Annotated in this window: 18 protein-coding genes; 12 read left to right on the plus strand and 6 right to left on the minus strand. The window is 71.5% G+C overall.

The features are described from left to right. Positions 1-2,762, minus strand: a 2,762-nt coding sequence (locus FOF48_RS35395) for an AMP-binding protein (protein ID WP_186002206.1), incomplete at its 3' end; no start/stop codon positions are given. Between the two features lie 316 nt (positions 2,763-3,078). Here FOF48_RS35395 and FOF48_RS35400 point away from each other — a divergent pair. The 9 genes from FOF48_RS35400 to FOF48_RS35440 all read left to right on the plus strand — a co-directional run bounded on the left by FOF48_RS35400 (position 3,079) and on the right by FOF48_RS35440 (position 14,822). Further along, positions 3,079-4,680, plus strand: coding sequence for an MBL fold metallo-hydrolase (locus tag FOF48_RS35400; RefSeq protein ID WP_143909297.1), 1,602 nt, complete (start codon positions 3,079-3,081; stop codon positions 4,678-4,680). An 87-nt stretch (positions 4,681-4,767) separates the two neighbouring features. After that, positions 4,768-5,775, plus strand: coding sequence for a CPBP family intramembrane glutamic endopeptidase (locus FOF48_RS35405; RefSeq protein ID WP_143909299.1), 1,008 nt, complete (start codon positions 4,768-4,770; stop codon positions 5,773-5,775). Between the two features lie 77 nt (positions 5,776-5,852). Next, positions 5,853-6,332 carry a hypothetical protein gene (locus tag FOF48_RS35410; RefSeq protein ID WP_186002207.1) on the plus strand — a complete coding sequence of 160 codons (480 nt, stop codon included), beginning with the start codon at positions 5,853-5,855 and terminating at the stop codon, positions 6,330-6,332. Positions 6,333-6,486: 154 nt separating this feature from the next. Continuing rightward, positions 6,487-7,584: a 6-phosphofructokinase gene (locus tag FOF48_RS35415; RefSeq protein ID WP_143909303.1), complete on the plus strand. Its 1,098-nt coding sequence runs from the start codon at positions 6,487-6,489 to the stop codon at positions 7,582-7,584. Between the two features lie 22 nt (positions 7,585-7,606). After that, positions 7,607-9,676, plus strand: coding sequence for a serine/threonine-protein kinase (locus FOF48_RS35420; protein ID WP_143909305.1), 2,070 nt, complete (start codon positions 7,607-7,609; stop codon positions 9,674-9,676). Further along, on the plus strand, positions 9,673-10,665 hold the full coding sequence (locus tag FOF48_RS35425; protein WP_143909307.1) for a hypothetical protein: 993 nt from the start codon (positions 9,673-9,675) through the stop codon (positions 10,663-10,665). The genes FOF48_RS35420 and FOF48_RS35425 overlap by 4 nt, the downstream gene beginning before the upstream one ends. Before the next feature lie 22 nt (positions 10,666-10,687). Then, complete coding sequence (locus tag FOF48_RS35430) at positions 10,688-12,586, plus strand: sigma 54-interacting transcriptional regulator (protein ID WP_143909309.1); 1,899 nt, start codon at positions 10,688-10,690, stop codon at positions 12,584-12,586. Between the two features lie 17 nt (positions 12,587-12,603). Continuing rightward, on the plus strand, positions 12,604-13,188 hold the full coding sequence (locus FOF48_RS35435; protein WP_143909311.1) for a hypothetical protein: 585 nt from the start codon (positions 12,604-12,606) through the stop codon (positions 13,186-13,188). Then, positions 13,185-14,822, plus strand: coding sequence for a carboxypeptidase-like regulatory domain-containing protein (locus FOF48_RS35440; RefSeq protein ID WP_255443038.1), 1,638 nt, complete (start codon positions 13,185-13,187; stop codon positions 14,820-14,822). Before FOF48_RS35435 ends, FOF48_RS35440 begins: the two co-directional genes overlap by 4 nt. Before the next feature lie 4 nt (positions 14,823-14,826). Here FOF48_RS35440 and FOF48_RS35445 read toward each other — a convergent pair whose 3' ends face one another. From FOF48_RS35445 to FOF48_RS35455, 3 genes are all read right to left on the minus strand, one after another. Continuing rightward, entirely contained in the window at positions 14,827-15,336 is a 510-nt protein-coding gene (locus FOF48_RS35445; RefSeq protein WP_186002208.1) for a hypothetical protein, read from the minus strand. A gap of 105 nt (positions 15,337-15,441) precedes the next feature. Beyond that, the gene (locus FOF48_RS35450) at positions 15,442-16,425 is read right to left on the minus strand and encodes a tetratricopeptide repeat protein (RefSeq protein WP_143909315.1); all 984 of its coding nucleotides are present in this window, start codon (positions 16,423-16,425) and stop codon (positions 15,442-15,444) included. Positions 16,426-16,604: 179 nt separating this feature from the next. After that, complete coding sequence (locus tag FOF48_RS35455) at positions 16,605-17,354, minus strand: hypothetical protein (RefSeq protein WP_255443039.1); 750 nt, start codon at positions 17,352-17,354, stop codon at positions 16,605-16,607. Positions 17,355-17,502: 148 nt separating this feature from the next. On the opposite strand from FOF48_RS35455, the gene FOF48_RS35460 reads away from it, so the two are divergent. After that, positions 17,503-17,922 carry a YciI family protein gene (locus FOF48_RS35460; RefSeq protein WP_143909317.1) on the plus strand — a complete coding sequence of 140 codons (420 nt, stop codon included), beginning with the start codon at positions 17,503-17,505 and terminating at the stop codon, positions 17,920-17,922. Positions 17,923-17,926: 4 nt separating this feature from the next. Here the strand turns inward: FOF48_RS35460 and mutL are convergent, their stop codons facing one another. Next, positions 17,927-19,810, minus strand: coding sequence for a DNA mismatch repair endonuclease MutL (gene mutL / locus FOF48_RS35465; protein ID WP_143909319.1), 1,884 nt, complete (start codon positions 19,808-19,810; stop codon positions 17,927-17,929). A gap of 102 nt (positions 19,811-19,912) precedes the next feature. Between mutL and FOF48_RS35470 the strand changes: the two genes are divergently transcribed. Then, positions 19,913-20,884, plus strand: coding sequence for an SDR family oxidoreductase (locus tag FOF48_RS35470; RefSeq protein ID WP_143909321.1), 972 nt, complete (start codon positions 19,913-19,915; stop codon positions 20,882-20,884). Continuing rightward, complete coding sequence (locus tag FOF48_RS37655; protein WP_143909323.1) at positions 20,881-22,971, plus strand: lysophospholipid acyltransferase family protein; 2,091 nt, start codon at positions 20,881-20,883, stop codon at positions 22,969-22,971. Before FOF48_RS35470 ends, FOF48_RS37655 begins: the two co-directional genes overlap by 4 nt. Before the next feature lie 27 nt (positions 22,972-22,998). Here FOF48_RS37655 and FOF48_RS35480 read toward each other — a convergent pair whose 3' ends face one another. Further along, on the minus strand, positions 22,999-23,877 hold the full coding sequence (locus FOF48_RS35480) for a GGDEF domain-containing protein (protein WP_143909325.1): 879 nt from the start codon (positions 23,875-23,877) through the stop codon (positions 22,999-23,001). Positions 23,878-23,883: the final 6 nt, after the last annotated feature.

Here is a 23,883-nt window from a genome sequence, read left to right on the forward strand (position 1 = left end):
AAGTCCGTCGGCAGCTCCAGCACCGCCGGTGCCCCGGACAGCCGCTGCTTCCAGTACCCCACCTGCTTCTCCAGCACTCCGCCCAGCAGCCACTCCCGCTGCCACTCCGCGAAGTCCGCGTACTGCACCCGCAGCTCGGGCAGAGGTGAACCCCGTCCCACTCGGAACGCGTCGTAGAGCGCGGCGACCTCGCGCACGAGCACGCCCAGGGACCAACCGTCGGAGACGATGTGGTGCATCGTCACCAGCAACACGTGCTTCGCCTCGCCCAGCTTCAGCAGGCGTGCGCGCACCAACGGCCCCACGCCCAGGTCGAACGGACGCACGGTCTCTTCATCCGCGCACCGCCGCGCCTCCGCCTCGCGCGACGCCTCCGCGTGTCCCGTCAGGTCCACGACCGGCAGCTCGAAGGCCTTCGCCGGATGGATGAGCTGCACCGCCTGACCGTTCTCCTCGCGGAACGTCGTGCGCAGCGACTCGTGCCTGCGAACGATCTCCTCCAAGCTGCGCCGCATCGCCTCCTCGTCCAGCGCGCCGTCCAGCCGCACCGCGCCCGGCACGCTGTAGAGCGCGCTTCCCTGCTCCAGGCGGTCCAGGAACCACAAGCGCTGCTGCGCGAATGAAAGCGGCTGCGTGGCCCCCCGAGACCTCGGCGCGAGCACCGCCGCCTTCGGCGCGTCCTGCTTCGAGGCCGTGATCCGCTGGGCCAGATCCAAGAGGCTCGGCCCCTGGAGCAGCAGCTCCATGGGCAGCGCGATCCCCAGGCCCTTCTCCACCGCGTGCGCCAACTCCACCGCGCTCAGCGAATCCAGCCCGTACCGCGTGATGGGCTCGCGTGGATCCACCGTCTTCGCCGGCACCCGCAACTGCGCCGCCACTCGCTCCACCAACCACGCCAGCGTGGCCCTCACGGGCTCCGGTAGGTCGTCCCGGACCGGCGCCGCGGCCGGTTCAGCCAATGCTTCGGCTTCCTGCTCCTCGGCTTCGTCGAAGCCCGGCTCCCGCCACACCAACACCGTGCGCAGGTCGTCCGCGAGGAACCCCGCCTTGCACGCGTGCCGCTGGATCTTCCCGCTGGAGGTCTTCGGGATGCTGCCCGGCTCGATCAACGCCACGGCGTGCACCTGCACCTCGTGCCGCTCGGCGACGCGCTGGCGGATCTCCTTCACCGCCGCTTCGGCCATGTCCACCTGCTTGCGCAGGTTGCCCGCCTTGCGCAGGTCGATCTCCTGCACCACCACCAGGCGCTCCTCCCCCGCCACCTCCAGCGACACCGCCGCGACGCTCCCGGCTCGCAGCGCCGGGTGGCTCTCCTCCACCGTCTGCTCGATGTCCTGCGGGTAGTGGTTGCGGCCCCGGATGATGATCAGGTCCTTGGCCCGGCCGGTGACGAACACCTCGCCATCCCGCATGAAGCCCAGGTCTCCCGTGCGCAGGAACGGGCCTTCATCGCTGCCCTTCACGCGCGCCTGGAACGCCTCCACCGTCGCGTCCGGCTTGCGCCAGTAGCCCAGCGCCACGCTGGGGCCGCGCACCCAGATCTCTCCCACGCCGCCGGGCGCGCACGCCTCGCGCGTCCGCGGATCCACGATGGCCACGGGATGTCCCGGGCGCACCTCGCCGCAGCCGACCAGCAGACGCGCCTCCGGCTTCGCCGCGTCCACCAGCACGGCGCGGCGCTGCTCCAGCGCGGGCGCGTCCAGCGCGCACCGCACCGGCGGCGCCTCCACCCGCCCGCCCGACACCAGCAGCGTCGCCTCCGCCAGGCCGTAGCACGGGTAGAAGAACTCGCGCCGGAAGCCGTGCGGCCCGAAGGCCGCCTCGAAGCGATCCAACGTCGCCGGACGGATGGGCTCCGCGCCGGTGAACGCCACCCGCCACGAGCTCAGGTCCAGCGACTGCCGCTCCTCCGCGGGGATGCGCCGCACGCACAGGTCGAACGCGAAGTTCGGCCCTCCGCTGACCGTGCCCTTGTAGCGGGTGACGGCCTCCAGCCACACGCGCGGGTTCTTCAGCATCGTCAGCGGCGACATCAACGCCGCGTGGAACGTCGCGTACAGCGGCGTGAGGATGCCGCCGATGAGTCCCATGTCGTGGTACGGCGGCAGCCAGATGACGCCCGAGCTTCCCGCGTCCAACTGGAAGGCGTCCGTGATCAGCACCAGGTTGTGCGCGAGGTTGCCGTGGCTCAGCATCACGCCCTTGGGCGAGCCCGTGGACCCCGACGTGTACTGGAGGAACGCCAGCGTGGACGCGTCCACGTCCGGCGGAGCCCAGTCCGCCTCCGCCCCCGCGGCGATCTCGTCCGTCGCCACCCAGTGCAGCGAGCGCAGATCCGGGGCCTGCTCGAAGACGAACTCCGTCATCCCCAGGATGCCGGACGTGGTGAGCACCACCGTCGCGTTCGCGTCCTGGATGATCGCCCTCAGGCGCGGCAGCGTCCGCTCCAGCCGCATCGGATCCGGCGGATACGCCGGCACCGCGATGAGCCCCGCGTAGAGGCACCCGAAGAACCCCGCCACGTACTCCAGGCCCGGCGGATACAGCAGCATCACGCGCTCGCCCGGCTTCGCCAGCGCCCGCAGCGCCCCCGCGATCCGCCGCGCCCGCGCATCCAGCCCCGCGTAACTCAGCGTCCCGTCTTCCTGCCCCGCGTCGTCCAGGAACGTGTACAGCGGTTGTTCGGAGCGCACTTCGGCCCGGTCGCGCAAGATTTCGACGAGGGTGGAATGCGAGGGCGTCAGCTCAAGGGAACGCGACACAGGAGAACCCATCAGGAAGGCCGGAGCGCACCACAAGGTCTGCAAGAGGGCCGTCTTTGTCGCGCCGCGACGCACACTCTCGGTGCGTGACACGGCGGCCCTTGCAATGCTTCCGGGGGGAGCAGGACTGGTACGAGAATACCACTAGGGCGGTGTTGTACCGAACTTGAATTATTTGCTCGAATCGCGCAGATTCGCTCGCTCGCCCTGCTTCCTGCTCTTCTGCTTGTGCCGCGCCCTGGCTTGACTCGGTGGGATCCACACTCGGATCCCCTGGGATTGCGCGAGGCTGTCGGTGCTTCCCCGAACGCACACCATGACTGCTCCCTTGTTTCGCCTCGCGGATGCCACCCTCGTCGAGCCGCTTGTCCAGGACTTCCAGGCCTGGTGGATGACGGTGGCCCCCATGCCCGCCAGCCTGCACTTGCAGGCCTATCTGGTGCCGCTGCTGAAGGCCTATCTGCAGACCCCGGACTTCCACGCGAAGGCCGCGAAGGATCCCGCGCTCAGCGGCAGCTCCTTCGTGGGCGTGGCGCCCGAGCGCGCGGATGAAGTCCGAGCGCTGCTGCAGCGGATCACCGCCGCGCAGGAGGACCGCCTCCAGCTGGCGGAGTCCTTCGACGAGTTCCAGACGCAGTTGCTGGCGGAGGCCAAGGGCCAATCCCTGGAGCCGCTGTACGCGCGGCTGCCAGAGCCGCTCAAGGGACTGGTGGAGCTGGTCTACGACTACGTGAACCGCCCGTCGATGCGCGTGCACGAGGGCCTGCTGTACCGGGGCCGCCACCACAAGACGGAGCTCCAGTCGCTGCGGATCCGCCGGCTGAAGGCGGACGCGGAGCGCGACTCACTGCTCACCACGCCGCGCCTGCGCGAGGCGGGGCAGTTGGACTGGAAGGTGCCCTTCCACGACGCGCGCCTGGACAAGCTCTTCAGCCTGGACCTGGAGCCCCGGCCGCTGGAGTGGATCCGCGACGTGCTGGGCGACGCGGTGACCTCCGACGCGGAGCTGTTGCCCCTGCTCACGGAGGCGCCCCAGACCGTCTCCGACACCTGGAACGGACCGGGCGCGCGCGTGCGCTACGTGGGCCACGCGTGCGTGCTGGTGGAGTGGAAGGGCACGGCCATCCTCATCGACGCCGTGGTGCCCGTGCGCCCGGAGAAGGTGGGCCCGCTGGAGCGCATGTCCTTCGCGGACCTGCCCCGCCGCATCGACTACGTCCTCATCACCCACAGCCATCCGGATCACCTGGACATCGAAACGCTGCTGCGCCTGCGCCACCGCATCGGGACGCTGATGGTGCCGCGCTCCAGCGGAGCCCTGGCCGGCGACTACTCGCCCCGGCTGCTGGGCAAGGCGCTGGGCTTCCGCGACGTGCTGGAGCCCTACTTCTACGAATCGCTGCCCCTGCCGGACGGAGAGATCATCGCCGCGCCGTTCATGGGCGAGCACGGCGACGTGGCCCACGCCAAGACGGCGTGGATCCTCCGCGTGGGCGAAGAGCGCATGTTCTTCGCCGCGGACTCCATGTGCGTGGATGAGACGACGTACCGCGATCTGCGCCGCACGGTGGGCGACCTGCACACGGTCTTCATGAACACGGAGATCGAAGGCGCGCCGCACACCTGGATGATGGAGGGCTTCTTCCCCAAGAAGCGCGACCGCAAGCTGGAGAAGAACCGCCGCTGCCGCGGCAGCAACTCCACGGAGGGCCTGCGCCTGCTGGAGCTCGTGGGCGCACGGCGACTCTTCAACTACGCCATGGGCCTGGAGCCCTGGATGGAGCACATCATCGGGCCCGCCGCCACGCCGGAGACGCCCCGCATGAAGGAGTCGGATCTGCTGCTCGCCACCGCTCGCGAGCGCGGCCTCCAGGCTGAACGCCTCCAGGGCGCGCAGCAGGTCCACCTCAAGCCCTGAGGCGCCTCCACGGGGAGCGGCCCGACCGGCCGGCCGCTCCCACACGCGAGGCTCGACGGGGCATGGCCAATCGGTATGCTCAGGAACATGAGGAATCCCCGGAAAGAAACCCTCACGTTCATCGTGGTGACGCTCGCGGTGAGCTGGACCCTGGCCGTGCTGTTCCTGATGGGCGGTGAGAAGACGCCGGCCCTGCTGCGCTGGATGATGTGCGTGCCCGGCATCGTGGGCCTCGCGTGCTCCTGGTTCTTCCGCCGCGAGCCGCCGTCCACGGTGGGCTTCGCCTTCCCCGGCTTCAAGTGGTGGTTGCTGGGGCTGGCGCTGCCCCTGGCGTACGCGGCCGTCATCACGCCCCTGGCGTATGGGCTGCGGTTCGCGACCGGGGACGCGGGCCTCATCCAGTATCAGCCGGAGGTGCTCAAGGGTCCGTTCGGGGTGACGGGCGTGGCGACGGTGCCGGTGATGGTGTCGCTGTTCTGGGCGCTGACGGTGACGTGGTGGCTGGCCGCGGCGGCCGTGCGCTGGCGCTGGGTGGAGCGGCTGGGCGCGCGGCTGCCGGAGCGCTGGCGCTGGCTGCGCTTCGGACTGCTGGCGCTGGTGTGGTGGCCCGTCGTCGGCTTCGGGGTCCCCAGCGAGCTGGGCGAGGAGGTGGGCTGGCGCGGAACCCTCACGCGCTGGTGGATGCACCGGCCGGCGCTGGCCGCGGCCATCACCATGCCGGTGTGGGCCGCCTTCCACCTGCCGCTCATCTTCTCCTCCACGCAGCGCGGGCACGTGGCGCAGAACGTGACGTTCCTCGCGTCCATCGCGGTGGCCGCGGTGGTGTTCGCGCAGCTCTACATGGCGTCGCGCTCCATCTGGCCGCCCGCCCTCTTCCACATCAGCTGGAACCTCATCAACCCGCTCCTGTTCGGCAGCGTCTACGACGGCCGGCCGGGGCTGTTCGGTGGAGCGGTCTGGATCTTCAACGGCGAGGGCGTCTTCGGGCTCGTGCTCAACGGGCTCCTGGCCGCGTGGCTCTTCCGCCACTGGCGGCGGAGCGCCCGGAGTGCGGAGAACACCGTCCTTCCAGACTCCGCGGCCACGACGGCCTGAAGCCGTGCGGGCCACCGAGCGCTGCTTTTTTACGCATGTGACATCCCGGGCGGGCTCCAGCTACTCTCGCCCGCGAGATGACTCCTGACGTCCGGGCCGACATGGAAGCACGTGCCGACCGCGCCCTGCGCCGGGGGGAGTTGGCGGAAGCGTTCGAGCTCTTCGAGCACCTGCTGCGCGCCTTCCCCCGCGAGGAGGCGCTGGCCCTCAAGCTCGCCCACCTGCGGGACAGCCTCCAGCCGGAGGAGCTGCAGCACCTGAAGAACCGCGTGCGCGAGCCCCAGCGCCTCCCCTTGGGCCCGCAGTCCCCCATGCAGGAGGGCGAGCGCCTCTTCACCCTGGGTGACTACGTGGGCGCCGCCGCCGCGTACCGCCGCGCGCTCCAGGAGCGGCCCGGCAACGAGCTGGTGCAGGAGCGACTGGAGGAGCTGTACCGGATGGCCCGCGAGATGCCCGTGCAGTCCCCGACCGACCGAGCCCTCCCGGAGCAGAAGGAGGACCGCCTCCAGGCCCTCCTGGACCGCCTGGCCTCCCGCCGCCGCATCAAGCGCGACTGAGGGGGCTCCCTCATCCCTGCGAGCGCGGATCCAACGCGACGCGTGATTCGCGCGTTGCGCACCCCAGGGGTGGCACCTACAATCCGCACCGACGTTGCTGTCATAGTGTCGCCCGGTCCCACTGACACCCGCGTCCGACCTACATCCTTCCCTTATGACCCGACCTCTTCGACTCGGTGTCCTCACCGGTGGTGGTGACTGCCCGGGGCTCAACGCGCTCATCCGAGGCCTCGTCCGACGAGGCGCGCACGAGTTCGGCCATTCGTTCGTCGGCATCGAGAACGGCTACATGGGCCTGGTGGAGCCGGAGCTCGTCCGCCCGCTCGGGGTGGAGGACACGCGCGGCATCCTGCCCAAGGGCGGCACCATCCTGGGCACGTCCAACAAGGCGAACCCGTTCGCCTACCCGGTGCGTGAGGGCCCAGGCTGGGTGGAGCGGGACGTGTCGGATCAGGTGCTGCGCCGCTGCGAGGAGCTGCGGCTGGACGGGCTGGTGGCCATTGGCGGGGACGGCACGCTGACCATCGCGCACCAGCTGGCGGACAAGGGGCTGAACGTCGTCGGGTGTCCGAAGACCATCGACAACGACCTGTCCGGCACGGACCAGACGTTCGGGTTCGACACCGCGAGGCTCATCGTCACGGAGGCGCTGGACCGGCTGCACTCCACGGCGGAGGCGCATGACCGCGTGATGGTGGTGGAGATCATGGGCCGGCACGCGGGCTTCCTCACGCTGGAGAGCGGCATCGCGGGCGGCGCGGACGTCATCCTCATCCCGGAGATCCCATACCGGGTGGAGTCCCTGCTGGAGACGCTGAAGCGGCGGTCCACGCGGCGGCGCAGCTTCTCCATCATCGCCATCTCCGAGGGCGCCTTCCCCCAGGGCGGCGCGCTGTCCGTGCTGGCGGAGGCCGCGGACATCCCGGGCCGGGGCGTGGTGCGGCTGGGCGGCTCCGGGAAGGTGTGCGCGGATTTGCTCGCGAGCCATATCGATGCGGAGATCCGCGTCACGGTGCTGGGGCACCTGCAGCGCGGCGGCAGCCCGAGCGCCGCGGACCGCGTGCTGGCCACGCGCTACGGCTGCAAGGTGCTGGACCTGGTGCGGGATGGCGAGTGGGGGCACATGGTGGCCCTCAGGAACAACGAGATCGTCGGCGTGCCGCTGAGCGAGTCTCGCAAGGAGCGACGGGTGGATCCCCAGGGAGACCTGGTGCGGTTCGCGCGGAGCATGGGCATCGGTTTCGGGGACTGAAGGGAGCACTGCGCACCACGCCATGACGCTCGTCGGCCGCCATATCGGTCGCTATCGCATCCTGGAGGAGCTGGGCTCCGGGGGCATGAGCGTCGTGTACAAGGGGCTGGACACGGCCCTGGACCGCGAGGTCGCGGTGAAGGTGCTGCACCCGCACCTGGCCGGCAAGGACGAGTCCCGCCGGCGGCTGGCCCGCGAGGCCCGCGCGGTGGCGAAGCTGCACCACCCGAACATCCTGGAGGTGTTCGACTTCTCGTCGGCGGAGGCGCACGACGCCTTCATCGTCACCGAGTACATCCGCGGCCGGACGCTCAAGACGTACCTGGATGAAGGCCCGCTGGAGCCGCCGGAGCTGGCGGCGATGATCATCCACGAGCTGGCGGCGGCGCTGGCGCACGCGCACGAGGCGGGCGTCATCCACCGCGACCTGAAGCCGGAGAACGTCATGGTGCGCGAGGACGGGGTCCTCAAGCTCATGGACTTCGGCATCGCGCGGCTGCTCGACATCGAGGACCGGATGACGGTGACGGGCGCCCTGGTGGGTTCGCCCGCGCACATGTCGCCGGAGATCATCGAGGGCCTGGAGGCAGGGCCCGAAGCGGATGTCTTCAGCCTGGGCATCATGTTCTACGCGCTGATGACCGGCCGGCTGCCGTTCACCGCGTCCAACACCACCGCGACGCTCAAGCGCATCCTGGACGGGGCCTACGAGGATCCCCGCCGCCGCGTGCCCGCGCTGTCGGACGAGTTGGCGGAGATCTGCGCGACGTGTCTCCAGCGCGATCCGCAGCGGCGCTACCCCAACGCCGGGAAGCTGCGCGACGCGCTGGCGGACGCGCTCGCGGGGCTGGGGTTCTCCCGCGTGGGCGAGGAGCTGATCTCCTTCTTCGCGGATCCGCCGTCGTACCAGCGGCTCGCGCGCCAGCGCATCGTCGCGTCGCTGCTGGAGCGCGGGGAGCGGCAGCTGGCGGAGAAGCGCACGCCGCGCGCGCTGGCCTGCCTCAACCACGTGCTCGCGCTGGACGCGACGAACGAGCGGGCGCTCGGGTTGCTCAAGGTCATCCAGCGCCAGCAGCGGCGACGCACGTGGCGCAGGCGCGGCATCCGCGTGGGCATCGGGCTGGGCGTGGCGCTCGCGTTGGGCTTGGGCGGCTGGCAGTGGCGCCGGCTGTCTCCAGGGGCCACCCCGTCCGGGCCCCCGAAGGTGGAAGGCACGGGCGGCGCCGCGGACACGGGAGGGGCCACGGCTCCGCGTCCCGTGGGAGCGGCGACGGGCACGGGCTCCCAGCCCGAAGGGACCGCCCCGGGCACGCCGGAGGGCTCGCGGCGCCCGTCCGGGCCCTCCGAGGCCTCCCATGGGCCTCCGGACACGTCCCACGGCGCACCGGCCCCGGGCGGTGCGCCCGGCTCACGTCCCACGCCCGGCTCCTCCACGCCGACGACCAGCGCGCAGGGCACGGGGGGGACCGGCACGGCGACCGCCGGGCGCGACGCGCTCTCGCCGCCCCCGAGCAACACCGACGCCACGCCTCGCCCCCCGAACGGGCTCCCCTCCCCTCCGGAGCGCACGGCGTCGCGCCCGACCGTCGTCGCCGCCCTCGAACCGCAGGACGAAGCCCGGCACGCGCGCAACGGCCGGCTCCCCGTGTCCATCCTCGTGCGCCCCTACGGCTCCATCCGCGTGGACGGCGGCCCCGCCAGCGCGCAGCAGCTCGCGCAGCACGACGTGCTCTTGGCCCCGGGCGCGCATACCATCACGGTCTCTTGCGGCTACTGCGAGGACGCGACGGAGACCATCGACGTGAAGCCCCAGGGTGAGAACGTCTTCCGCCTGCGCGCCCTCCTGAAGTCGTCGCAGCTCGCCATGGACTACCAGCCGGCGGACGCCACCGTGCGCGTGGGCGACGTGGAGCGCACCGCGCACGACAGCCTCCAGCACCCCTTCGACATCCGCTCGCCCCGGGGCCCCGCCAGCTTCCAGCACCGCGTGGAGGTGGAGGTCTCCTCCCCCGGCTACAAGACGGAGAAGCGCGTCGTCCTGCTGGAGCCCGGCAAGCCCACCACCCTTCGCGGGAGCCTGCTGCCCGAATGAGCCGCGGCCCCTTGCTGCTCCTGTCGCTCCTGTGGGCCCTGCTCGGCCCCGCGTCCGTGCGCGCGCAGGCGCCCGCCGCCGCGGACCCGGAGGTCGCCGCGCTGCGCTCCTCCTTCGAGTACGGCAAGTACGCCGAGGTCCTGGAGCGCGCCGGCCAGCGCATCGACCGCGGCGACCTGTCCGAGGAGGACCTCGTGGAGCTGCACAAGCTCGCGGGCCTGTCCGCCTTCAACCTCAACAAGACGGAGGAAGCCGAGCGCCACCTGCGCGCCGTCATCCGCCTGGACCCCGACTTCGGCCTGGACCCCTTCGTCGTCCCGCCCCCGGCGGTCGCCTACTTCGAGGACCTCAAGAGCCAGATGGCCGGCGAGCGCGAGTTCCTCCGCCAGGAGCAGCGCCTGCGCCTGGAGCGCGAGAAGGCGGAGTCCGAGCGCCGCGAACAGGAGCGCGTCGCCCTGGAGACGCAGCGCCGCCGCGCGGAGGAGCTGGCCCGCCAGGTGACGGTGCGCACCGTGGAGAAGCGCAACTTCCTGGTCAACTTCGTCCCGTTCGGCGCCGGTCAGTTCCAGCAGGGCCGCAACGGCATGGGCATCGTCTTCGCGGCCACCGAGGGCGTGCTCGCCCTCACCAGCATCATCGCGTTCTTCGCGTACGACTCGCTCTTCGAGGAGCGGTTCATCAACCTGGACAACGTCCTGGACGAGGACGGCCGCGCCTCCATTCCGGTGCGCTTCATCCCCACCGACCGCGCCCGGCAGGCGGACACCTGGCAGCTGCTCAAGCTCGCGTCCGCCACCGGCTTCTACACCGTCTACACCCTGGGCGTGGTGGACGCCGTCTACCACCACGAGGATCAGGTGGTGACGAGCACCACCGTGGAGTCCCGCCCCGAGCCGAAGCCCTCCGCCGTCTCCCAGTCCGCTCCCCCGCGCCTGCGGCTGTACTCCGCCCGCGGTGGGCTGGGCGCCGGCTTCTCCCTCACGTTCTAGCCCCGGAAACCAAGCCCCGACCATGGCCAGCCTCACCGTCCGCACCCCCGATGGAAAGGTCCGTACGGTCTCCCTGCTCAAGCGCATCACCAGCCTGGGACGGGGATCCGACAACGACGTGCCCCTGGAGGACCTCGCCGTCCCCGCCAGCGCGCTGCACGTCACCTTCGACGGCACCCGTTACGAGGTGGGCAGCCTGGGTGCCACCTTCCACGTCAATGGCAAGCGCCGCGACAACCACGCGCTCGCCACCGGCGACGTGGTGAAGGTCGGCGGCACCGAGCTCATCTTCTCCCGCGAGGACGCTCCCCGCGAACCCGTGCGCCGCGAGGTGCCCTCGCGCGAGGTGTCCCTCGGCCCGGCCGCCACCGAGTCCTCCGACTCGCACACGTCCGAGCTGCCCGGCGTGGCGGGCCGTGAGCTCGTGCTGCTCAAGCGGCTCACCGCGTTCAGCGAGCGGCTCTTCGGCAGCTACGACGTGGACCGCATCCTGGAGAGCCTGCTGGACGAGGCCATCGAGGTGACGCGCGCCGACAAGGGCTTCCTCATCCTGGTGGAGAGCGGCGAGCCGCGCGTGAAGGCCGCGCGCAACGTGGCGCGGGAGAACATCGAGGACGCGGTGGAGAAGCTGTCCGACTCCATCATCGCCAAGGTGGTGAAGGACCAGAAGGCCATCATCGTCGCGGACGCGCTGGACGCGCCGGAGTTCAAGGCCAGCGAGTCGGTGGTGAACCTCAAGGTCCACTCCGTCATGTGCGTGCCGGTGATGCACAAGGGCGACCTGTTCGGCGTGCTCTACGTGGGCAACGACCGGCTGGTGAACCGCTTCGAGCCCAAGAGCCTGGACATGCTCACCGTGTTCGCGGCGCAGGCCTCGCTGCTGCTCCAGAACGCGCTGCTCGTCAACGACCTGAAGCTGGACAACACGGAGCTGCGCCGCAAGCTGGAGGACCAGCGCTACGGCGACATCGTGGGCGCGTGCCAGGGCATGCGCGACGTGTACAAGCGCATCGACAAGATCGCCCCCACGGACATCTCCGTGCTCATCACCGGGGAGACGGGCACCGGCAAGGAGCTCATCGCCCGGGAGATCCACCGCCGCTCGCCGCGCGCCAAGGGCCCGTTCATCACGGTCAACTGCGGCGCCATCCCGGAGAACCTGCTGGAGAGCGAGCTGTTCGGCCACGCCAAGGGCGCCTTCACCGGCGCGGTGGCCACGCGGCCCGGCAAGTTCCAGGCGGCCATCGGCGGCACCCTCTTCCTGGATGAGATTGGCGAGATGCCGCTCCAGCTCCAGGTGAAGCTGCTGCGCGCGCTCCAGGACAAGATCGTCTACAAGGTCGGCGAGAACCGCGGCGAGCCGGTGGACATCCGCGTGGTGGCCGCGACGAACAAGATCCTGGAGGAGGAGGTCAAGCGCAACGCGTTCCGCGAGGACCTCTACTACCGCCTCAACGTCGTCACCGTGAAGCTGCCGCCCCTGCGCGATCGCGGCGAGGACGTCATCGTGCTGGGCCGCTTCTTCCTGCAGAAGTACGCGCGCGAGTTCAGCTCCAAGGCCCGGGGCTTCACGCCCGCCGCCGCCGTGTCCATGAAGAAGTACGGCTGGCCCGGCAACATCCGGGAGCTGGAGAACCGCCTGAAGAAGGCGGTCGTCCTGGCGGACAAGCCGCTGATGGGCCCCGACGACCTGGACCTCAAGCCGGAGAACCTGGAGCCCATCATGCCGCTGCTCCAGGCCAAGGAAGAGTTCCAGAAGCGCTACATCAACGAGGTGCTGGCCCGGAACAACGGCAACCGCACCAAGACGGCCAAGGACCTGGGCGTGGATCCGCGCACCATCTTCCGCCACCTGGAGAAGCTGGAGGCGGAGAAGACCGGCCGGCCGCTGCCCCCCGAGGAGAACGAGGACCTGCTATAGGCTTCCTTTTCCACGCCATGCACCGTCACGCGACGCGACAGTCCCGGGGCATCCTCCGGCCGCTCCTGGCGGCGCTGGGCCTCGCATCGCTCGCGGTGGGCTCCGGGTGCCTCATCCCCCAGGATCAGGCGCTCCTGGAGGGCGTGCCCGGGTTCAAGAACCGGCCGCCGCGCGTCGTGGAGGAGCAGGTGGAGCCCTCCGAGCGCATCCTGCGCGCCTTCGGCGTGGGCAGCTGCACGCAGGACTTCAGCGTGGTGGTGGAGGACCTGGACGTGGACGACCGCATCACGGTGGAGTGGTACGTGGACTACAACCCGTCCAACCCCGTGGGCTCCTACCGGCAGATCGTCCTGGCCAACACCGGCCAGCCCCGGCGCGACGACCGGGGCACGCTGCACATGGACCTGCGCGCGGCCAACAACCCGCTGAGCACTCCGGGCATCCACCTGGTGGAGGCGCTGGTGACGGACCGGCACCTCACCAACCGCCAGCCGGATCCTCCGGAGGAGGTGTTCCTCGCGGACGGCGGCGTGGTGAAGAACCCGGGCTTCGTCACCTCGTACTCCTGGGTGGTGAACACCGTGGCGGGGGACTGCCAGTGAGGCGCGCGCTCCGGGCCCTGGCGCTGGCGCTCGGGGTGTCCGCGAGCGGGTGCGCCTTCCTGGAGGACGAGCCGCCGCCGGATCAGCTCGTCTGCCGCTCCGACGCGGAGTGCGCCGCGGGGCAGGTGTGCTTCGTGGACGGCTGCGGCAACCCGGGCGGCGACATCGTCGTGGAGGTGCAGGCCCACCCCAAGGCGGGCCTGCTCGCGCAGGACTTCCCGGTGGACCGGCTGCGCCCGGAGCAGAACCTGGAGCTGTTCAGCCCCGTGCGCCTTCGCGGCGAGGTGTCGCGAGGCGCCGTCACCACGGGGGACGGCGGCGTGGCCACCATCGCCTATCGCGGACCGGTCCACCTGCTCGCCACGGGCGAGAGCCGCCTCATCCCGGGCGTGGGCCGCCGCTATGAGACGACGCTCATCCCGGACAACGGCGCGTGGGTCCTGCCCGTGGGCAGCGGCGACTACACGGTGACGCTCACCCCGGTGGACAAGGCCGTGCCGCCGCTCGTGCGCACCGCCTCCGTGGACCCCGCCACGGGCGGCAGCGTGGCGTTCGAGCTGCCCACGCCCGCGCGGGTCATCACGCTCTCGGGGACGCTGGTGCTCCAGGGCTCGCGCCGGGTGGACGCGGACGTGGAGGTGCAGGCGCTGGATGACTCCCTTCGCCCCCTGTCCCAGCGCGCCCGCGTGTCCCGGGACACCGGCGGGTTCCAACTGGCGCTCAGCGCGGAGGACGCCGCGCGCCCCACCGTGCTGCTGCGGGTGACGCCGCTGAACGCCTCGGACGTGGTGCCCCGGAAGACCTTCGTGGTGGATCCGTCCGTGGGCTTCGCGTCCGCGCTGGAGCTGGGTGATCCCGGCGCCCCGGTGCGCGTGGAGGGCCGCGTGCTGGAGACGGACGGAGCCGTGCCCATGGAGGGTGCCCGCGTGTCGCTCCAGGGCCGCGTGGCCGGCGGCGGCACGTTCCAGGGGGTGCCCGCGCTGACGGACGCCCAGGGGCGCTACCAGCTCACCTCCCTGCCCGGCCTCCCCGAGTCCCCGCTCACGCTGGTCATCGTGCCGCCCCCCAGCTCCCCGTCGCGCCTCACGCTCCAGCAGGTGGTGGTGTCCACGGTGGACACGGTGCTGCCGGACGTGACGTGCCCGCCGCGCATGGCGGTGACGGGCAGCGTGCGGCAGCCCGACGGCAGCGGGCCCGCGTCGGGCGTGCGCATCGTGGTGGAGCCGGTGGGCGCGCTCACGGGCTGGCCCCAGCCGCCCATGGGCTTCGAGGCGCCCTTCACGACCGACGGCGCCGGCGGCTTCCAGCTGGCCCTGGATCCGGGCGAGTACCGGCTGGACTTCCTGCCCGGGGAGAACCTGCCGCGCGTCAGCCGCTTCGTCACCGTGCCGCCCCGGACCCAGGAGGAGCAGGTGTTGGAGCTGGCGGCCTTCACGCTGTCGCGGGGCCGCTCGCTGAGCGGACGCATCACCCTGCCCCCGGACCCCGCGCTGGCGCCGGACGGCATCGCGGCGAACGCGTCCGTGCGCTTCTTCCGCGTGGTGACGGTGGCGGGCCGGCCGGCGTCGCTGCTGCTCGCTCAGACGGTGTCCGACAGCACGGGGCGCTACTCCACCGTGCTGCCCACGCGCTGAGGAGCTACCGGCCGCTGTCCTTGCGGCGCGCGGTGTCGAAGGCGGCGTGCAGCGCGTCCACCGCGCCGCCCACCTCGCCCGCGTACTGCACCGCGTGGATGGTGTAGAGGTCCTGCACCTTCGCGAGGTGCCGGTACACCGAGCGCAGCTCCACGCGGGAGGGGTCCCTCGACTCGAGGGCGCACTCGGACTCGGACTTGCGCACGCGCGTCAGCCACTCCGTGCGGTAGCGCATCCACTCCTGATCGACCTTGCGGGCGGGAAGGACGTGCACGAGCTTCTCGCGCTCGGCCTCCAGGTCCTTCCAGTGGGCATCCGCGGCGTCCAGGCACTCGCGCACGGTGAGGGGCGGTGTCACGGGCGGGAGGCGCCCGGGCGTCATCTCCGCCACGGAGTGCCCGACGTTCCAGATCATCCACAGCGAGAACAACGTCGCCAGCGTGATGTGGACCCCATACGCGGCGGCACGGTAGCGGCGGAAGCGGGGGTCTTTCCTGGGATCGGGAGCGGACACGGGGCCCAGGTCTTACGACCCTGGACCCCGGGTGGCAATGCTTCCGTTCCTCGCCGTCCGGAAGGAGAACCCGGCCCCGGGTGGGCCGGACGGCGGGGGGACGGGCTACTGGCCGGCGGGGGCCGTCTGCACGGCGGGCGCGGCCTGCGGCGCGGCGACGGGGGCGGCGGCGGGCACCGGGACGGCCTCCGAGCCACCCGCGGCGGCGCGCTTCGCGGAGGTCAGGCGCCCGCGGAACTGCGACAAGTACTGGGTGGCCGGGTACGTGGCCAGCGCGTCGCGCACCGTGTCCGCCGCCTTATCGTACGCGCCCGTCTCCTGGTACGACTGGGCGAGCAGCAGCATGGCGTAGTCGCGCGTCTTGGACTTCTTGTCGCCGTCCACGAAGCGGGCCAGCAGCGGCACGGCCTTGTCGTGCTGACGCAGCTGGTTGTACGCGGTGCCCAGGAAGAAGGACGCGTCCAGCGCCTCCGCCTCCGACGGGTTCATGGCGAGGAAGCGGGACAGGTCCGCCACCACGCCGGACATCTCGTTGCGGCGGAAGGCGAGCTTGCCGCGCTCGTAGGCGGCGTCGCCCGTCTCGCGGCGCAGGATGGCGGCGCGATCATTGAGGGCCTGGCGCTCCAGCGACGACAGCCGCTGGGTGTCCAGCTTCACCAGCGCGTCGATGCCCTTGAGCCGCTCGTCGCCCGGCAGCGTGGTCATCATCTTGTAGACCTCGCCGGCGGCGCGCTGGGCCGTCAGGTGCGCGGTGGTGTCCGCGCGCTGCTTCTCCAACTGCGTGGAGAGGTCCGCCACCTGCTTCTCCAGCCGCTCGCGCTCGCTGGTGTTGCTGGAGCTGCGCGCGCCGTTCACCAGGACCGCGCCACCGACCGCCAGCACCGCGAACAGCGCGTAGGCCACCGCCGAGGAGAGCCATTGCCGCTTCTGGAAGTCCTCGTGGCGCTTGCCGACCGCCTTCACCTCCGCGTGGAGGTTCTTCAGCAGGTTGTCCGTCTTGATGACGAGGTTGCGCGACTCGATGACCTCGCGGCGGAGCTCGGAGAGCTCCTTCTCGACGTCGGTCTTCGGCTGTTCAGAGGGGGGCATGGACATCTTCCTGGGACCGGAAATGACTTCGGCCGTCTCACGCATGCTAGGGGACTCTCCGGGAGGAGGGGCGGGTTCTTTTTCCGCTCCCCCAAACAGCACGCTCGGTCCCCACCATTCCCAGGAGGCCGCGCCTCATGCGCGCTTGCCTGCCCTCTTCGCTGGAACTTTCCGCGCCGCTAGAACGTGGGCACGGGCCGCGACGGATCCGGCGGGAACGTATAGGTCAGCCCCAGCGCGAACCAGTTGCCGCCGCTGCTGAAGCTGAAGGGGCCGGCCCACTTCGCCGCGTCTGGAGACTCCACCGGGCCCCGCAGGAACATCAGGCGGTACTCCGCGGTGAGGCCCCACTTCGCGGACAGGCGGAGCGTGGCGCCGAGCGAGCCCACCCAGGCCTGCGCGACGTTCTCCTTGAGGGCCGAGCCCTGGCGCTTGGAGGAGATGACGGTGGGCCCCGTGAGCAGGCCGGCGAACGGCACCAGCCCGTGCGGCCCGATGTCCAACACGCCCTGGAAGCGCAGGCCCACGAGCAGGCCATAGGCGACGGCGCTGACCTTGCGGTTCACGGCGCTGTCGTCCGCGCCGGACTCCGTCAGGTGGAGGTTCTGCGCGGTGCCGATCAGGTCGATGCCCAGCTCCACCAGGTCCGACACCGCATAGGCGAACGTGGCCGCGCCGACGGGCGCCCCGTTGGACTCCGGCGCGCGCGCCAGGCCGCCGCCCGGCCCCTTCGCGCCGTACCAGGAGTCATAGAGCGTCCCGTTGGAGGTGAGCCGGTAGCCCGCCTGCACGGTGATGCGGCCCACGCCGTCCAGGTTGGTGGGGGCCCTGTCGTCGTCCTGGGCGAAGGCGGGGACGGCGACGAGCGCGAGGAGGAGCGGCAGACGGCGGAACATCACGGAGAAGGACCCGGGGCTTTCTGCCGGCACGGGCGGTCTCGGCCCGGTGCTACAGGCGTGTCGCACACCGTAGCCGCGAGGCCTGCTTCGTCAAATTTCCGGTGCGGTCCCTCCCGTGTCGATTTCCCGCCCTACCATTCGTCGCCATCCCGAACCCGACGTTCCAGGAGAACGCCCCATGCGCTTCATGATGCTCGTCAAGGCCTCGCAGGACAGTGAAACCGGCAGGCTCCCCTCCTCCGAGGAGTTGGGCGCGATGGGCAAGTTCAACGAGGAGTTGGTGAAGTCCGGCATCCTGCTCGCGGGTGAGGGCCTGCACCCCAGCTCCAAGGGCGCGCGGGTGACGTTCTCCAACAAGCAGACCCAGGTGACGGATGGCCCCTTCGCGGAGACGAAGGAGCTGGTCGCCGGCTTCTGGATCATCGAGGTGAAGTCGATGGAGGAGGCCATCGCCTGGGCGCGGCGCGTCCCCTTCACGGACGGGGAGATCGAGATCCGCCGCGTGTTCGCGCCGGAGGACTTCGCGCCCAGCGACCCCACCGGCGAGCACCGGGCGCACGAGGCGCGGCTGCGCGCCCAGGCCGAAACGAAGTCCTGAGCCGTCAGCGGGCCCGCCGCTCCAGCTCCAGCAGGGGCATCTCCAGCACCACCACCGTGCCGTGCGTGCACGGTGGGGTGAAGTCCGCGCGGTCCAGCTCCCCCAGCAGCGCGCGCAGCTGTGCGTCGGTGAGCGGGGTGGAGGACGCGCGCCGCGCGGCGTGACAGGCCATCACGCGCACGGCCTCCGCCAGGCTCGTCACGTCCAGCGGCGCGCTGCGAGGAGGCAGCGCGCGCGACAGGGCCTCCAGGAGCGCGCGCGGATCCACACCCTCCAGCCCCGGCGGCACCGACTTGAGCGCGAGCGCCGTGCCGCCGAAAGGCTCCACGTCCACGCCCAGCTTGAGCAGCGCCTCGCGGCCGTCCACCAGCGTCTTCACCGCCGCCAGCGACAGGTCCACCGTGGTGCCGAACAGCGACGGAGGCGGCGCCTTCGCGTCCTCGTCCAGCCGGCGCAGGTACGCGGAGAGGCGCGCGCGCTCCAGCGCGGCGTGCGGGTCCAGCACCACCAGCGTCCCGCCCGGTCCCTCGCACACGTGGAAGCGGCTGCCCAGCAGGCCCATGGGGCGCAGCGCCGCGAAGTAGCCCGGGGGCGGCGCCTCGTTGAGCTGCGGCTGGGCCTCGCCGAACGCGGGCGTGCGGCCCGGCATCGCGGGGCCCTGGAACCCACTGCCCTGCCCCGCCGGGCCTCCGCCCTGCGGCGCGAAGTAGGAGGGCATCAACGGGCGCGCGGGCATGGAGCCGCCCGGCCCCGGGGCGTCCATGGCGGTGGGCAGCGGCGCGCCCCAGGTGGCCTCCTGGGCGCGGGTGAGGAAGCGCTCCACGGCGTGCGCGTAGTGCGCGGCGTCGCGGGGCTGCTGCGGGTTCGCGGCCTGCTCCTCGGGGGTGCCCAGCCAGGGGGCCGCGCGCAGCACGCGCGAGAGGGCGGCGCTGATCGCGTCCTGCACGCCCCGGGCGTCGGCGAAGCGCACCTCCATCTTCTGCGGGTGCACGTTGACGTCCACCGCGCGAGGCTCCACGTCGATGTGCAGCACCACCACCGGCTGGCGGCCCGCGGGCAGGAAGTCCTGGAACGCGCGCTGCACGGTGCTGATGAGGCCGCGGTCGCGGATGTAGCGGCGGTTGACGAAGGTGTAGAGGCCCCGCGCGTTGGGCAGCGTGTACTCAGGGGACGCGAGGTAGCCCGTGACGACGACGCCCAGCCGCCGCTCCTCCACCGGGAACAGGTGCGGGAAGGACGCGGGCCCCAGGGCCGCGGCGATCCGCTCGCGCGGGTCGTGCTCGCTGGCGGGGCTCGCGAACAGCTCGTTGCCCTCGTGCGCGGCGAAGAAGCCGACCTCCGGGTGCGCGAGCGCCAGACGCACCACGGCCTCCTCGCAGTGCTTGAGCTCGGTGGCGCCCTGGCGCATGAACTTGCGGCGCGCGGGCACGTTGAAGAACAGATCCTCCACGGTGATGACGGTGCCCACGCGGGGCGGCGCGTCCTCCACCGTGGGGGGCCCGCCGCCCTCCACCGTGACCCGGGTACCCTCGAGCGCGTCCGGCTCCGCGGTGTGCAGCGTGAAGCGCGACACGGAGGCGATGGCGGGAATGGCCTCGCCCCGGAACCCCATGGAGTCGATGTGGAAGAGGTCGTCCAGTTCGCGCAGCTTGCTGGTCGCGTGGCGCTCCAGGCAGAGCGTGGCGTCCGCGCGGCTCATGCCGTGGCCGTCGTCGGAGATGGTGATGCGCCCGACGCCGCCGCCCTCCAGCTCCACGCGCACGGTGCGCGCGCCCGCGTCGAGCGAGTTCTCGCACAGCTCCTTCACCACGGAGGCAGGGCGTTCCACCACCTCACCGGCGGCGATCTTGTTGATGAGCACGTCGCTCAGGCGCGCGATTCGGGACATGGCGATCCACCACCCTCCGCCACCTGGATGACGTTGTCCAGCACATCGCGGGCGCGCGCGGCTGACATTCTGGGACGGCTGGGCTAACACCCGTCCCTGCGAATGGAAGTGATCCGAGCAGGCAAGGGCCCGATGCGCATCGCGGTGACAGGCGCCAATGGCGACTACGGCAAGCTGCTCCTGCCGAGACTGGAGGCGGACCCGGACGTGGAGAGCATCCTCGTGCTCGACACGAAGGAGCCCCAGGGGACGACGAAGGTGGAGTTCCACCGCGTGGACCTCACCCGCTACGACGCGGAGGGCGAGCTGACGGACGCGCTCACGGAGCGTCCGGTGGATGCCCTCTTCCACCTGGCCTTCCTCTTCGGGCCCATCCTCAACGGGCCGCTGGCGCACGAACTGGAGGTCATCGGCACGATGAACGTGCTGACGGCGGTGGGCCGCGCGCGGCTCCCCCGGCTGGTGGTTCCATCGCTCACCGTGACCTACGGAGCCCGGGGCAACAACCCGGCGCTGCTGCGGGAAGGCTCGCCGCTGTTCGGCTGTCCGAACAGCCGGTTCGTGAACGACAAGGTCGAGGTGGAGGGGCAGGTGCGGGCCTTCCGCGAACGGCACCCGGACACCCGCACCCTCGTCTTGCGCTTCGCGCCCCTGCTCGGCCGGAGCCTGGACAACCCCGTCACCCGGATGCTGTCCCACGCGGTGGTGCCGACCCTCCTGGGGTTCGACCCGCTCTGGCAGGCCATCCACGAAGAGGACGCGGGCCGGGCGCTGCACCTGGCGCTCCGGGCCGACGCGGCCGGGGAGTTCAACATCGTGGGGCGTGGAGTGCTGCCCTGGTCCGGGCTCATCCGCCAGGCGGGCGCGCAACCGCTCCCCCTGCCGGGGCCGTTGTTTCGTGGAGCACTTCGCGCGTTGGGGGTGGTGGGTGCGGGCACGTTGCCGGTGGCCCTGCTCGACTACATGCATTACTCCTGGGTCGCGGACGGTGAGCGTGCCGAATCCGCGCTGGGGTTCGTGCCCCTCCACCACGTCAGGGACGCCGCGTCGGCGCTCAGAAGGAGCCAGACATGACCAAGGGTGTCCTCGGGAATGATCCCTTCCAGCGGGGTGCCGCGACCCGCGCGGGCGACGCGAAGGACGACGCCGCGGACCCGAAGGCCGCGAAGAAGAAGGCCGCGACGCCGAAGTCCGCGAAGGGAGCGAAGCCAGCGGCCAAGGCGAAGGGCGCCAGCGGTGGCGCGTCGAAGTCTGGCTCGCGGGCGAAGGCCCCGAAGGGTGGCAGGAGTCCGGAGGCGAAGCCGGCGGCCGCCACGCCCAAGACGCCCGCGGCGAAGGTCCACCGGTTCGAGGCGCGCGAGGCCGCGAAGCACGGCTCCCGCGCGCAAGGCCCCGGCGAGGAGACCGCCCCGCTGCGCGAGCCCTCCACGCCCACGCCTTCCCGGGGGCCCCGTCCCCCGCGTCCCCAGGTCCTGGCGGAGGAGGTGCGCGCCGCGCGTCCGCCCGAGCAGACGGTGGATCGCGCGCTGACGGAGGCGCTGGCCGCGGATGCGGCGGAGGCCGCCGCGACGACGGCGGTGGGCGAGCTGTTCCAGGGGAAGCGCGGCCCGGACCGCGACATCGAGCGCGTCCTCGCCACGGAGCTCGTCGCCGAGCTGGCCGAGTCCGCCGTGCGGCAGGTCCTGGACGACAGCCATGGCGCCGCCCCCAAGCGCGAGCTGGCCACCCGCGTCGCCACCCAGGTCGCCGAGGCCACCGCGGGAGTCGCCGTGGATGAGGTGATGGACCGCCACCACTCCACCCCCGAGGAGCGCGCCCTGTCCACCGCCAAGACCAGCGACGATGGGGACCTCGACGCCGACGAAGCCGCGGCGGATGTCTGGACCGCGGACGCCTGGCGCCGCGACCCGAAGCACGTGCCGCCTCCCGAGGATCCCGACGAAACGGCGGCGGATGTCTGGACGGCGGACGCCTGGCGCCGTGACCCGGAGGGCATGGCCGCCCCCCATGACACCGACGCAGGGGATGACCTCGCGAACGGCGTGGAGCGCGGCGAGGAGGACGGCGTGCACGTCTCCGTCTCCGTCATCACGGGCGCGGCCCCGACCGACGTGGCGCCGGAGGTGGAGCTGGTGGACGAGTCCCACGACGAGCTGCCCCCCAGCCGCCGCCCCCTGTCGCTCGTGAGCGAGCCCGGCGAGTCCTCCCGCCAGGAGGAACCACCTCGCGAGGAGCCGTCCTTCGGAAGCCAGGAGGAGACTCCCCCGTCCGCGAGCTTCGCGGGCCGCGCGGCCGGCATGTTCTCGCTGGCCCGGGAGATCGCCGGACAGGCGCTGGCGAGCGAGGGGCTGGGCCGCGCCGTTGGGGCGATGCACGGCCTGGTGGAGGCGGTCCGCACCAGCCTGGGAACGGGCGGAGGCAGCCGCCTGGACGACTACGGCAAGGACGCGGAGCTGGTGGAGAACCTCCAGCCGGTCCTCGACTTCCTCTACGAGCAGTACTGGCGCGTCTCCGTGGAGGGCGTGGATCAGGTGCCTCGGGGCGCGGCCATCCTCGTCGCCAACCACTCCGGCGCCCTGCCCTATGACGGCATGGTGATGGCGCAGGCCCTCATGCGCGAGCGCCCCGACCTGCTCGAGGCCCGCTGGCTCGTGGAGGATCAGGTCTTCCACGCGCCCATGCTGGGCACCCTCTTCAACCGCCTGGGCGCCGTGCGCGCCTCGCCGGAGAACGCGCTGCGGCTGCTCGACGAGCGTCGGCCGCTGGTCGTCTTCCCGGAGGGCTACCAGGGCGCGAGCAAGCCGTTCGCGGAGCGCTACCGCCTCAAGCGCTTCGGCCGGGGCGGCTTCGTGAAGCTGGCGCTGCGCACCGGCGCGCCCATCGTCCCGGTGGCCATCGTCGGCGCGGAGGAGACCTCCCCGCTGCTGGGCCGCATCCCTGGCGGCTTCCTGGGGTTCCCGTCGCTGCCGCTCACCGCGCCGGGCCCGCTGCCGGCCAAGTGGACCATCCGCTTCGGGGAGCCGCTGACGATGGAGGGCCTGCCCCCGGAGGCCGCGGACGACCTGGGCGAGGTGCAGCGGCTCACCGAGCGCACCCGCGAATCCATCCAGGCCATGCTCCAGGCCCTGCTGCGCGAGCGCCGCTCCGTGTTCACGGGCTGAGCGCCGCGGTCCTTCAGTCCGGGGGCGTCAGCCGCAGACGCGGTTGCGCCCCTGGCTCTTGGCCTCGAAGAGGTGTTCGTCCGCGGCGCGCACCAGCTCCGAGGGCTCGCGGTGGTGCGGCTCCAGCGTGGCCACGCCCACGGACAGCGTGACGGGGATGACCTGCTTGTCGAACTCGAAGCGCTGTCGCTCCACCAGCTTGCGCACCTTCTCCGCGAGCTGGCGGGCCCCGGTGAGGTGGATCTCCGGCAGCAGCAGGGCGAACTCCTCGCCGCCGTAGCGGGCGAAGACGTCCTCGCGCCGGATGCGCGTGCGCACCGTGGACGCCAGCTGCTTGAGCACCGAGTCCCCCGCGAGGTGGCCGTAGGTGTCGTTGACTTCCTTGAAGTGATCCAGGTCCAGCATCACCAGCGACAGCACGCGCTCGTAGCGGCGGCTGCGTGAGATCTCCCGGTCCAGCTGCTCGTCGAAGTAGCGGCGGTTGTAGATCTGCGTGAGGCCGTCCATCGTGGTCAGCCGGTAGATCTCGTCGTGGTACGCCGCCTCGATGTTGCCGCCCGCGATGAACTTGAAGATCGTGCGGCCAATCTTCACCAGGTCGCCGTTCTGGAGCGACCGCCCCCCCGACGCCACGTCGTCGTTGACGAACGTGCCATTGGTGGAGCCCAGGTCCTCGATGCGCACGCCCTTGGTCGTGTTGGTGATCCGGGCGTGGTTGCGGCTCACGGCCTCCTGATCAATCTGGATGTCCGCCTTGGACGACCGGCCGATCAGCGTCTCTTCGCGGGTCAGGTCGAACTTGCGGCCCAGATCCAGGCCGTAGATGACCACCAGCGCCGCGTCCAGATTGACGGGCCGCTCGGAGATCTTCGAGATGACGGTGACGACCGTCTCCTTCTGGCCCATGACGAG

This window comes from Corallococcus sp. Z5C101001 (assembly GCF_007352635.1).
Taxonomy (GTDB): domain Bacteria; phylum Myxococcota; class Myxococcia; order Myxococcales; family Myxococcaceae; genus Corallococcus; species Corallococcus silvisoli.